This is a genomic window from Aurantiacibacter sp. KMU-128 (assembly GCF_056933515.1).
Genome location: NZ_JBXORT010000001.1, coordinates 2,078,248 through 2,090,633, shown reverse-complemented (window position 1 = coordinate 2,090,633; position 12,386 = coordinate 2,078,248). Strand labels below are relative to the sequence as shown.

Sequence of the window (12,386 nt, the reverse complement as noted above, 5' to 3'; positions counted from 1 at the left end):
CACAGTTGTGGATAGTGTCATAAATGCGTTCACGCAGCGGGAAACTTTATGGCAAAACATATGGTAATCACAATTTTGTCTCCGCACTTCGCGCGTCTCCCTGGGGGAACTGACCAATGAGCATCAATATCGGCCCGCCTTCGGTGGAGGAACTGCGTCCCCGCATCACGGTTATCGGCGTGGGCGGCGCGGGCGGAAACGCCATCGCCAACATGATCGATGCCGAAATCGAAGGCGTAGATTTCATTGTCGCCAATACCGATGCGCAGGCATTGAACACCTCTGCGGCGGAGCACCGCATCCAGCTGGGGCCCGATATCACGCAGGGTCTGGGCGCAGGTTCGCGTCCGGAAGTCGGCCGCGCGGCTGCCGAAGAAACGGTGGAGGAGATCGAGCGCGCGCTGGAAGGCGTGAATATGTGCTTCATCGCCGCCGGCATGGGCGGCGGTACGGGTACGGGCGCGGCTCCGGTCATTGCCAAGATCGCGCGCGATAAAGGTATTCTGACCGTTGGCGTGGTGACCAAGCCGTTCCTGTTCGAAGGCACGCGCCGGATGCGCAGCGCGGAGGCAGGGATTGATGAACTCCAAAAGAATGTCGACACGCTGATCGTCATTCCCAACCAGAACCTGTTCCTTGTCGCCAAAGCGGAAACGACCTTCAAGGAAGCCTTCTTGCTGGCTGACGAAGTGCTGCAACAGGGTGTCCGCTCGATCACCGATCTGATGGTTATGCCGGGCCTCATCAATCTCGACTTTGCCGACGTGCGTTCGGTGATGGGCGAAATGGGCAAGGCGATGATGGGCACGGGCGAGGGCGAGGGCGAGAACCGCGCTCTGGAAGCGGCCGAACGTGCCATCGCCAACCCGCTGCTCGACGGTGTGTCGATGCATGGCGCGAAGGGCGTCATCATCTCAATCATCGGCGGCGAGGACATGAAGCTGCTCGAAGTGGACGAGGCCGCGAACCACATTCGCGAAATGGTCGACACCGAGGCGAACATTATCTGGGGTAGCGCCTTCAATCCCGAACTCGACGGCAAGATCCGCGTCAGCGTGGTCGCCACCGGCATCGAGTCTTCGGGCGAGCAGATGGCGGAACCCGCCCGTGCGGTTGACCTGTCGGCATCGCGAGGGCCTTCGCGTCCGTCCATCCCGATCCCGGCCGAGCCCGACATTCTCGATGAAGAGGATGATCCTCTCGATCTTGGCGCGGTAGACATCGCAGCCGAGGAAGAGCCGCTTCCCGAACCGGCGGCAGACGAGCACTACGCTTCCCATGATGCAGACGGCTATGGTTCTGCGGACGAAGATTTTGACGAGGACGCGCTCGATCTCGGAGAGGAGGCGGTTGCCCCCGAACCCTATGCATCGACCTCTGAACCCGCAGAGGAGCCCGCGGCTGCGGACCATGGGGATGACGGCGGCGAAGACGAACTGCTGCTTGATGCATCACGCCTCGCCGATGCCGACGAACCGGTGCAACCTGCCGGTGGCCGCCGTGCCCGGATGCTTGGCGCTGCGGCTGCAGCGCAGGAAGCGGGCGATGGTGAGGCCGCTGAAGGCAGCGCGTCCGGCGCGGGCTCTGCGGGCGCCGCTGCCAGTGCTCCGGCATCGGGTGGCGGCAGCACCTTGTTCGAACGCATGGCCAATCTCTCCCGCCAAGGCAAAGCTGGCGACGATGATGACGACGACGAGGATGGTGACGGGGGCTCGGTACGGATTCCGCGCTTTCTTGGAAGGCAGAACAACCAGTAACCTGTCCAATTATTGACACGGGCGGACACAAACTGTCTCGCCCGTGTCGGACGGTGCCGGTATAGGCCCATCCTTATGCGGTTTTCTATTCCCACCATCGCGTTTGCTGCGGCGATCATGCCCGCCATCACCGTGACCTCTGGCGACGTCCGCGCGCAGGAAGTGGTGCAGGCCCTGCCCGATCCGGCCGAGGGCGAGCTGTCCGACGCACTTGCCCGCCTATCGAGCAATCCGCGCAACGTCCCGGCGTTGATCGCGGCGGGCAATGCCTCCTTGCAACTCGGCGATCCCAACGCGGCGCTCAGCTTCTTCAACCGCGCGCAGCAGGAACGGCCCGACGACCCGCGCGTGCTTACCGGCCTTGCGCTGATCGCCGTGCAACGCGGCGAGGCGGTGACGGCCATCCAGCTGTTCGACAACGCGAATCTGCAAGGCGGCTATCTCGCACCCTATGCGGCGGAGCGCGGGCTGGCGTATGATCTGGTGGGCAACAACAGTCGCGCACAGCGGCTTTACCGGCAGGCTCTCTCGCGCGAGGAGGATGACGAGGTCATCCGCCGCCTCGCGCTGTCCTACGCGATTTCGGGCGACGCGGAGGCATCGGAAACCACGCTGTTGCCGCTGCTGCAGCGGCAGGACAGGCGGGCTTTCCGTACCCGTGCTTTTGCGCTCGCCATTCTCGGGCGCGACGAGGAAGCGCTGACGATTGCCGAAACGATGCTGCCGCCGCGCTTGTCGCAGCGACTTGCACCCTATCTGCAATATATGCCGCGCCTTACCCCTGCACAACAGGCCGCCGCTGCCAATCAAGGCCGCTTTCCTGCGGTGGCACAGATCGGTCAGGACAGCGTAGAGGTGCTCGCAATGGCGGACGCTCCCGATACTTCTGCTGCGGAGCTTTCCGCGAATGACCGCCTCACGCCATCGGGCGAGCCGCTTGGCCCCGCCATTGCCGAAACGGCCGTTGCTCCGGCACTGCCAGCTGGAGAGCCTGCGGTTGAAGCCTTCGCTGAAATGCAGCCGCCGCAGCCGCCACAACCGTCACCACTGCGCGAACCATCGGGTGAGCTTCCCGCGCTTGCTGCGGCGCAGACGCCCGCAGTCGAAATTCCCGCTCCGCCGCCGCGCGAAGCTTCACCGGTTGTCGCAGCTACGCGGGAGATCGAAGCGATGGCCGATGCCGCCAGCGCGGCCACTCCTCCAGCACCGCCCGCGCAGATGCCTCCCAGCGAGCTTCCGCGCCCGTCTTTCACCATCACCGAGCCGGTCGCATTTGCCGAACCCGAAGAACGCACCGGCGAACAGTTGGAACTGGCCGAGGCCTTCGCCGATTTCCGCCTGCCCCCCGGCGGCCTTCCGGTCGTCCCTGCGGCTGGTGCGGTGGACATCACCACGATCGAGCCTGCGCGCCCGGCCCCGCCGCCGCAGCCTGCGCCGGAGCCTGCTCCGCCCGCGCATCCCAGCCGTCATTGGGTGCAGGTGGCAACCGGGCAGGACACGGCCGCCTTCCGGTTCGACTGGCGGCGCATAGTGCGCAGTGCCAATGGTCTGCTCGACGGGCGTGAGGCGTATAGCGCGCCGTGGAATGCCACGAACCGCTTGCTCACCGGGCCGTTCGAATCGCGGCAGGCCGCCAACCAGTTTGTCAGCGAACTCGCGGCGGCGGGCGTCGATTCCTTCCGCTTCACCAGCGCCGAAGGCGAGGAAGTACGGGCCATCGACTAGGCCCAGCAGACACCGTCTTTGCCGGAGACGGGCGGAGGTTGTGCACATCTTGTAAACAGGCCAGTTGGGTTTTGCCCAGCCGTTTACGGACCCCCCGATTGCGCGAATTATGCTTGCCAAGGCATTAAGGATGGCATGATTTTCCAGCGCCGAACCGCCCGATGAATACTGCCCGCGCACGGATCGAGGAAGCCGATGATGCGGCGCCTGTCGAAATGCTTTGTGCCGTGTTCGAAGCGAATGGCTGGGCCTATGAACAGACCATTGAAGAGGAAGTTTCCGCTCAGATTCCCGGCAGTTGGACGACTTACCAGCTCCGTGCGATCTGGCGGCGGGAAGACCGCGTGCTGCAATTGCTTTGCCTACCGGAGATTCGCGTCAGCGATGAAAAGCGGGCAACCGCGTTCGAATTGCTCGGGCTCATCAATGAACAGCTTTGGCTCGGACACTTCGACATCTGGTCGCAAGGCGGGATGCTGCTCTATCGCCACGGCCTGATGCTGGGCGATGACGGAATGCTGAGCATCGACATGGCGCAAATGGCCATCGAATCGGCGATTGCGGAAAGCGACCGCTTCTATCCGGCTTTCCAGTTCGTGCTGTGGGGCGACAAGTCACCGCGCGCCGCGCTGGACGCGGCCATGGTCGATGCGATGGGAGAGGCTTGAGACTTTCTTCCGCACGATTATGTCTGCGGTCGCACATTGGGAGCGCATATGGCAGACACCGCGAAAATCCTGTTAGTCGGCTGCGGCAATATGGCCGGCGCCATGCTCGAAGGCTGGCTCGCGGGCGGCGTTCCGCGCGAAAGCTTTACCGTGGTAACACCGTCACGCCCAACGGTGCCCGGCGATGTCGAATTGCTGCGCCAAGTGCCGGAGGACCGGCATTTCGACGCCGTGCTGCTGGGTTTCAAGCCGCCAATGCTTTCTCGAATTGCGCCGACCCTGCAAGGTGTTGCGGGCGAGGGCACGGTTGTCCTCTCCGTTCTGGCAGGGGTGGAGCTGGATGTACTGCGCCGCCACTTCCCCGCTGCGGGTGCAGTGGTGCGGGTGATGCCCAATCTTGCTTGCGCGCTGGGCAAATCGCCCGTGGCGCTGGCGGAGGAGGGTCTGGACGACGAGGCGCGCGAAGCGCTGTTTGCCTTCATGCAGCATCTCGGCACGCCCGCATGGGTGGGCGAGGATCGCTTTGATCTGGTGACAGCCTTGGCCGGGAGTGGCCCTGCCTTTGTCTATCGCTTTATCGATGCTCTGGGTGCGGCAGCGGTGCGGTTGGGCTTGCCCGAGGATCAGGCGCGCGAGCTCGCGATTGCAATGACCGAAGGCGCGACCGCGCTGGCGGCGCAGTCCGAACATTCGCCCGGCAGGCTGGCGGATATGGTCGCCAGCCCCGGCGGAGTGACTCGGGCCGGTCTGGATGTGCTCGATGATGCCGAGGCGATGACGCAATTGGTGACCAAAACCTTGCGCGCTGCGCGTGATCGCAGCGTGGAAATGGCGCGGGAAGCGCGCGATTGATCCGTTCTTTTGGTTAACAGGATACTGTGTAACACGCGTCCGGTTTCCCTTGAAAATCGTGTCCAATATGCCAATATCATCGGTGATCCGGCCCACTATGGGGTGGCCGGGCACAAGGAGTTTTGAAACATGGCAAATTGGAATGACAACCAGACCCGGCAGGGTTTCGGAGTGTCTCCGAGCCAAACGGGCGATGTCACTGGCCGCACGACCTTCGATGCCGGCCTGCGCAAGCATATGCTCTCGATCTATAACTACATGGCGTCGGCAGTGCTGCTGACCGGCATTGTGGCGATGCTGACCGCGCAGAGCGGGCTGGCGATCCAGTTCGCCAGTGGTCCGCTGATGTGGCTGGTGGCATTGTCGCCGCTCGCCATCGTTTTCGCGATGAGCTTTGGTCGTGACCGTTTTTCGACCGGAACGTTGCAGGCGATGTTCTGGGGCTTTGCCGTCCTGATGGGCCTCTCGCTCTCGACGATTTTCCTCGTCTATACCGGCTCATCGATCGCGGCGACGTTCTTCGCCACGGCCGGTGCCTTCGCCGGTCTGAGCCTGTTCGGCTATACCACGCAGAAAGATCTGTCCGGCTGGGGCAGCTTCCTGATCATGGGTGTGATCGGCCTGATCATTGCCAGCGTCATCAACATTTTCCTCGGTTCGAGCACGCTTGATCTGGCGATCAGCTTCATCGGCGTGCTGATTTTCGCAGGCCTCACCGCCTACGATACGCAGCGTTTGAAGACCGAGTATCTGACGATCCAGCAGTTGAAGATGACCAACCCTTCGGTGGCGGCAGCCTATCCGCTGGGCAAGATGGTGATCATGGGGGCGCTCAACCTCTATCTCGATTTCATCAATATGTTCCTCTTCCTGCTGCGCTTCATGGGCGCTGCGCGCGAATAGGACGCGCTGCTCGCGGCTATTCACCGCAAGCCAGATTCGCTTGAACGTGCCCGGGGTGCAAATCTGCACTCCGGGCATTTTCTTTGTGGCGCGCGCGCGATAGTCAGCTACGCTTCAGGCACAGCACGGGCATAATGCCCGCATGAGAGGATTTGCGCGTAACATGACGAAGGGCTCTGCATCCCGTCCCCCTTTGACCATCCGCCGGTTGGCGGCCAAGGCGGCTTTCGCAGCGGGCGGTGCCGCACTGCTCGCCGCCTGCGCGACGACGCCTCCACCTCCGCCGCCTCCTCCGCCGCCGCCTCCCCCTCCGCCGGTGGTGGTTGAAACCATTCCCTATCGCCCGATCCCGCCATCACAGGCACCTTACACAATGGAAATTCCGCGCAAGGACGCGATGGGCGTGCGGCAGACCGTGAATGTCGGCCTGAGCGAGGACGAAACGATCTGGCACTTCCGTTCCGGCTGGAATGTGGCGGCGCTCAATTGCACGCGGGCAGAGCACCAGCCGATTCTTGATGCTTATGGCGCCATGCTGCGCACGCATGCGAGCGCGCTGACCAGCGTTAACACCCGGCTCGATACCCGTTACCGCCAGGCTGCCGGCGGTGATCGGCGGCAGGCGATCCGCGACCGTGAAGCGCGCATGACAGGGGTCTATAACTACTTTGCCGCACCCGCTGTTCGCGCCAATTTCTGCGCCACCGCGCTGGCAGTGGCGAACGATTACCTTGCCGCTCCGCCGGAAAGCTTCTCCATGTTCGCGATGACGGGGTTGCAACGCTATGAAATGGCGTTTGAAGCATTCTTTTCCGCATATGAGGAATACGAGCAGCAATCCGCCGCGTGGGATGCGCGATATGGCGCGGAATATGGCCCGTCGCAGCCCGGCTGGGTTGCCCTGTATGGCAGCGGTTTGCAGCAACAGAACGCAGGCGTGACCGCGCAGGGCTTCACTGCGGATAGCCTGGTATCCGTTCCCGGCGACGAGAGCGGGGCGACCATACCGATCATCCCGGTGGACGAAGGCAACGTGTCGCGTCCCGTGGTGCAACCGATTCCGGGGGAGGACATCGTTGTGCCGCCAACCGCATCGGGCAGTGACGAAGGGTAACGCCGACGCCTTCCCTGGGGCGAATTTCCCTCTTTTCGGCGTCGCTGCAACGGGCTAAGAGCCGCGCCTTCGCGCAGCGTTGTGCAAAGCGGATAAACTGGAACGGGGCCGTAGCTCAGATGGGAGAGCGCGTCGTTCGCAATGACGAGGTCAGGGGTTCGATCCCCCTCGGCTCCACCAGTTAGGTTTCTTGCTTCGCGAGAGCGCATCAGCGCTCTTGTCCTCGCCAGAGGCGCGCGCAAGCTGCGCCTGCTGCGGGCGGGCGGACGCCCTTGCGGGCCGCTGGACGCGACCCGATACCGATACTAGAAGCGCTTTAGGCTCCATCCGCCTTGCCTTACCTCTGGAGATTTCCGATCCACTTCCTCGACCAAGCCAAGATCTTCCTGAAGTCCGGCCCCGGCGGCCCGGGAGCGGTCAGCTTCCGGCGGGAGAAGTATATCGAATATGGCGGCCCCGATGGTGGCAATGGCGGCAAGGGTGGCGATATCATCATGCGCGCGGTGCCCGGCCTCAATACTCTGATCGATTTCCGCTACACCCAGCATTTCAAGGCGTCGCGCGGCGGCCACGGCATGGGCAAGGACCGATATGGCGCAGGCGCGGACGATCTGGTGATCGAAGTGCCCGTAGGAACGCAGGTCCTGTCCGAAGACAAGGAAGAAGTGCTCGCCGATTTCACCCATGAAGGGCAGGAGATCGTGCTGCTCGAAGGCGGCATGGGCGGGCGCGGCAATGCTTCCTACAAAACATCCACCAACCGCGCGCCGCGCCAGCACCAGCCGGGGATGCCTGGCGAGGAAATGTGGGTGTGGCTGCGGCTGAAACTGCTCGCCGATGTGGGGCTTGTCGGTCTGCCCAATGCGGGCAAATCAACTTTCATCAACGCGGTGAGCAATGCGGGTGCGAAGGTTGGCGATTACGCCTTCACCACGCTGGTGCCCAAGCTGGGTGTGGTGAACCACAAGGGCCGCGAATTTGTGCTGGCGGATATTCCCGGCCTGATCGAAGGCGCGGCGGAAGGCGCTGGCATCGGCGACCGCTTCCTCGGCCATATCGAACGTTGCCGCGTGCTGATCCACCTGATCGACATCGCCGGTGAAGACCCGGTGGAAGCGATGCGGATCATTGATAGCGAACTCGAAGCCTATGGCGCGGGTCTGGAAGACAAAGCACGGCTGGTGGCGCTCAACAAGCTCGATCTGGCCGATGCCGAGCTGGGCGAAGCCTTTGGCGAGGAGCTGAAAAAGGCGGGCGCGGATGATGTGTTCGTGATCTCGGGTGCAACCGGCGCGGGCATCAGTCAGCTGCTGGATGCCGTACTCGGCTATCTGCCGGAGAAAACCATGACCGAACAGCCCGATACGCTGCCCGAGGAAGATGGCGGCCAGCCTGCCGAAGACAAGCCGTGGTCCCCCATCTGATCGCACCGGCAAGCTGAGCGCCATGCACAGACAGAAAATCCTTCTGGCCCGCAGCTGGAGCTTGGCCTAGTCTTTTCCCCATGCCTATCCAGACGCTTCTCGACTTTCGTGACCCCACGATCTGCAAAACGCTGGTCATCAAGATCGGCAGCGCGTTGTTGGTGGACGCGTCCGGGCGGGTGGAAATGGAATGGCTGCGCACGGTCGTCCACGATATCTGGACCGCGCGCGAATTGGGGATGGACGTGGTGGTCGTCAGCTCCGGTTCGATTGCCATCGGTGCCAAGCGGCTGCAATTCGAAGGCGGGGGCAGGAAGACGCTGGCAGAAGCGCAGGCTTCTGCTTCGGTCGGCCAGATCGAACTTGCTTCGGTCTGGTCAAGCCTGCTGGCCGAGCGCAATCTGATCGCCGCGCAGATGCTGCTGACTCTCGACGATTTCGAAAGCCGCCGGCGCTATCTCAATATTTCCAGCACCATGCGTCGCTTGCTGCAAAGCGGTGTGGTGCCGGTGGTGAACGAGAACGATACGATTGCTACCGGGGAAATCCGCTTCGGCGACAATGACCGGCTCGCCGCGCGGGTCGCGCAGGCTTGCGATGCCGACGGCATTTTCCTGCTCACCGATGTTGACGGCTTATATGACAAGCATCCTAGCGAGCCCGACGCGACACGGCTGGCTGAAGTGCGCGGGGTAACGCCGGAAATCCATGCCATGGCCGATAGCGGATCGGGTTCCGGCCTTGGATCGGGCGGAATGACCGCCAAGCTGCTCGCTGCCGAAATTGCCGAGCGGGCGGGCATTGCGCTGGCCATCATTGACGGACGACACGAGATGCCGCTGGCGCGGGCGATGGCCTCGCAGGCGGGTACGCTGTTTGTGCCGCAGCGTGAGGAAAGCGGGCGACGCGCGTGGATCGGCGGGCGAATGCGTTTTAGCGGCGCGATCAGCGTGGATGACGGTTGCGTTGAGGCGTTGCGGCGCGGCAAAAGCGTGCTGGCTGCGGGGATCACGGGCGTTTCGGGAGATTTCGAGCGCGGTGACATCATCCAGGTGCTCGATCTGACCGGACGCGAAATCGCGAAGGGGTTGGTCGAATACGACATCGAGGATGTCGAGGCGATCAAGGGACAGCAGAGCGACGCGCTCGCGGAGATTCTCGGTCATAGCCCGCGCTCGGCGGTCATCCACCGTGATCATCTGGTGCTGATGTGACCATCGCCATTACCGGTGGCACCGGCTTTGTCGGTCAGGCCGTGCTTGATCTGGCGGGTGTGCAAAGTCTTCCGGTCAACGCGCTGACCCGGCGCGAACAGGCGCCGCGCGATCGTGTACGCTGGGTCCGTGGCGATCTCTCTGACACCGCCGCGCTTGCCCAGCTGGTGCAGGGATGCGCGGCGGTGGTGCATATTGCCGGGGTCGTGAACGCGCCCGACGAAGCGGGCTTTCGCGCGGGCAATGTCGAGGGTACGCAGAATGTTGTTGCCGCCGCGCGTGATGCGGGGGTGTCCCGTTTCATCCACGTCTCCTCGCTCGCCGCGCGTGAGCCAGGACTGTCGATGTATGGCCATTCCAAGCGGCTGGCCGAGGAAGTGGTGCAAGTCTCCGGTCTCGAATGGACGATCGTACGCCCGCCCGGCGTTTATGGCCCGCGCGACACCGAAATCTTCGAACTGTTCCGCGCCGCGCGACTGCGGGTGATGCCGATGCCACCCGCGGGGCGCGCGTCTTTCATCCATGTCGACGATTTGGCCCGGCTGCTGCTTGCGCTCGTAAATGCTGGAGATGCCGCACGGGAGCGCATTCTGGAGCCCGATGACGGCACGCCAGCTGGCTGGTCGCATAAGGATTTCGCGCACGCCATCGGGCAAGCGATGGGCAAACGGGTCTGGGCACCGGCGATGCCCGAAGCCGTACTGATTGGCGCGGCCAAACTTGATCGTGCGCTGCGCGGGGCCAAGGCCAAGCTGACGCCCGACCGCGCCCGCTACATGGCACATCCCGACTGGGTGTCCGATCCCGCAAAGGCGGTGCCGCGCGCCATCTGGCGGCCAATGGTCGAAACGCGACGCGGGCTTCACCAGACCGCGCAATGGTATCGCGACAATGCGTGGTTATGACAATTGCTGACATTTTTGGTTGGAGGGCTTGCCATTTGCCGTTGCAATTCTACTATCCCGCTATCGAAGCGCGGATAGGGACATCGGCGCTCTGGAAACCTTCGGCAGGGACGCCGAAGGCATGAGTTGGGGGAAAACCAATGGCAAAAAGGGCAAAGCCTGTTTCGCGTCGTTCGTTCGTGGGCCTGATCACAGGCGCAGCGGCGGCAACCGTTATCGCCGTTCCGGCAATTGCGCAGCAGGCACGCACCGGCCGCACGGACAGCGATCCGAATGACCGCGCCGGATATGGCCGTACGGGAATTACCGATTCGGACGCCAATGACCGCGCTGGCTATGGCCGTGGCTCTTCGGGCATCTCCGATTCGGATAGCGGCGCGAACAGCGATTGCGGCGGTCGCGGTCGCGGGGCTACCAATGGCACCAGCGACAGCGATCCGAGCGACGGCGTCGGTTATGGCCGCACCGGCGTGACCGACAGCGACGATAGCGACCGTGCCGGTCGTGGCCGTGGTCGCGGCTCCTGCGCATAATCTCGCAGATACGCTGAAGACCAAATCGGGGGCTGGCATTGCTGGCCCCCGTTGCGTTTCTGGCACCTGAAACCGGAATGGAAAAATGAGCCTCGATACTTCGGCGCAGGATGCGCTGGCGATGATGATTGCACCGCTTTCGGCAGAAGAATTCTTCGCCCAGTATTACGAGCGGAAATATTATCGCAAACCGCAGAGATCCGAGGCCGCAGCGGCGTTGTTGAGCCTTGACCGCATTGACGAGATTCTGTCCGATAGCGAGTTGCCGCCGACATCGATCAGCATGGCGAAATCGGGCGAAGGCCTGCCCGAAAGCGAATATACCTTTGCCAATGGCGTGGTCGATCGCGGGTCGGTGCTCGACAATTTCCGCGACGGTGCCACCATTGTCTTGCCACAGCTGCATCTGGCCGACGGCAAGCTCTACCAGTTCTGCCTCGCGTTGGAGCGGCAATTCGGCGCGCGCATCCAGACCAATATTTACCTGACTCCACCCAGCGCCCACGGTTTCGGCGTGCATTATGACGATCACGATGTGTTCGTGATCCAGATTTCCGGCGCGAAGGAATGGGAAATCTACGGCGACCGCGACGGTCTGCCGTTCAAGGGCGAGGGCTTTCGCAAAGGCGTGCACGATACCGGCGAGTTGAAGGAGAAATTCGTCCTCAACCCCGGCGAGTGTCTCTACGTGCCGCGCGGCACCGCGCACCGTGCGCCCAACCATGGCGATGAACCGAGCCTGCACATCACCGTCGGCATTCTGGTGCAGACCTGGGCAGAGTTCATGCTGGAAGCCGTGGCCGAGGCGAGCCTGCGGATTCCCGAAATGCGCCACTCGCTGCCGCGTGACCTGTTCTTCGAAGGTGGCGAAGTGACCGAGCGCCACGCGCAGACCTTCCGCCACCTGGTGAACGAACTGGCGGAGAAGGCGAGCTTCGATGCGACCTTGGCCGCGTTTTCGGGCAATTTCGTGCGCGGGCAGGGGCCACGTCTCCGCGGCGCGCTGCTATCGCTCGCCAACGGCATCGGGCCGGACGATCTGCTCACCATCCGCGAGCACATCCTGTTTAGCTTCGAAGCGGCACCGACCGAAGATGGCGGGGTCGAGCAGCAGATCGTTTTATCGGGCGCAAGCATCCCGATGAGCGACGAACTTGCGGATCAGTTGCGCGAGAAAATCGCCGCAGGATCGATGCGCAAAAGCGATTTTAGTGTCAGCGATGCCGAAGAGCTGAACGATGTGATCGATACGCTGGTCGCCTACGGCCTACTGCTGCGCGCCAGCTAGGCA

At 63.0% G+C, this 12,386-nt stretch carries 11 protein-coding genes and 1 tRNA gene; all 12 read left to right on the top strand.

The genetic code is table 11. The features are described 5' to 3' along the window. Positions 1-116: 116 nt before the first annotated feature. The 12 genes from ftsZ (at position 117) to ACS0VV_RS10220 (ending at position 12,383) form a co-directional block, all read left to right on the top strand. Positions 117-1,757 (top strand): cell division protein FtsZ, encoded by a 1,641-nt coding sequence (ftsZ, locus tag ACS0VV_RS10275; RefSeq protein ID WP_483532612.1) that lies wholly within the window; start codon positions 117-119, stop codon positions 1,755-1,757. Positions 1,758-1,832: 75 nt separating this feature from the next. Continuing rightward, a complete protein-coding gene (locus tag ACS0VV_RS10270) occupies positions 1,833-3,482 on the top strand; it encodes a tetratricopeptide repeat protein (protein ID WP_483532611.1) in 1,650 nt (549 codons plus the stop codon). Between the two features lie 161 nt (positions 3,483-3,643). Next, positions 3,644-4,150: a type III secretion system chaperone family protein gene (locus tag ACS0VV_RS10265; RefSeq protein ID WP_483532610.1), complete on the top strand. Its 507-nt coding sequence runs from the start codon at positions 3,644-3,646 to the stop codon at positions 4,148-4,150. Between the two features lie 48 nt (positions 4,151-4,198). Continuing rightward, complete coding sequence (gene proC, locus ACS0VV_RS10260) at positions 4,199-5,002, top strand: pyrroline-5-carboxylate reductase (protein ID WP_483532609.1); 804 nt, start codon at positions 4,199-4,201, stop codon at positions 5,000-5,002. Positions 5,003-5,131: 129 nt separating this feature from the next. After that, positions 5,132-5,905, top strand: coding sequence for a Bax inhibitor-1/YccA family protein (locus ACS0VV_RS10255; RefSeq protein ID WP_483532608.1), 774 nt, complete (start codon positions 5,132-5,134; stop codon positions 5,903-5,905). Positions 5,906-6,068: 163 nt separating this feature from the next. Continuing rightward, positions 6,069-7,019 (top strand): hypothetical protein, encoded by a 951-nt coding sequence (locus ACS0VV_RS10250; protein ID WP_483532607.1) that lies wholly within the window; start codon positions 6,069-6,071, stop codon positions 7,017-7,019. 104 nt (positions 7,020-7,123) lie between these two features. Further along, positions 7,124-7,199 (top strand) — tRNA-Ala (locus ACS0VV_RS10245). A 176-nt stretch (positions 7,200-7,375) separates the two neighbouring features. Then, positions 7,376-8,443, top strand: a complete 1,068-nt coding sequence (gene cgtA, locus ACS0VV_RS10240) for an Obg family GTPase CgtA (protein WP_483533526.1) — start codon at positions 7,376-7,378, stop codon at positions 8,441-8,443. An 80-nt stretch (positions 8,444-8,523) separates the two neighbouring features. Then, positions 8,524-9,657, top strand: a complete 1,134-nt coding sequence (proB, locus tag ACS0VV_RS10235; RefSeq protein WP_483532606.1) for a glutamate 5-kinase — start codon at positions 8,524-8,526, stop codon at positions 9,655-9,657. Further along, entirely contained in the window at positions 9,654-10,562 is a 909-nt protein-coding gene (locus ACS0VV_RS10230; RefSeq protein WP_483532605.1) for an NAD-dependent epimerase/dehydratase family protein, read from the top strand. Before proB ends, ACS0VV_RS10230 begins: the two co-directional genes overlap by 4 nt. 179 nt (positions 10,563-10,741) lie before the next feature. Continuing rightward, positions 10,742-11,095, top strand: a complete 354-nt coding sequence (locus ACS0VV_RS10225; protein WP_483532604.1) for a hypothetical protein — start codon at positions 10,742-10,744, stop codon at positions 11,093-11,095. 85 nt (positions 11,096-11,180) lie between these two features. Beyond that, the gene (locus tag ACS0VV_RS10220; protein ID WP_483532603.1) at positions 11,181-12,383 is read left to right on the top strand and encodes a cupin domain-containing protein; all 1,203 of its coding nucleotides are present in this window, start codon (positions 11,181-11,183) and stop codon (positions 12,381-12,383) included. The last annotated feature ends 3 nt before the right edge of the window (positions 12,384-12,386 follow it).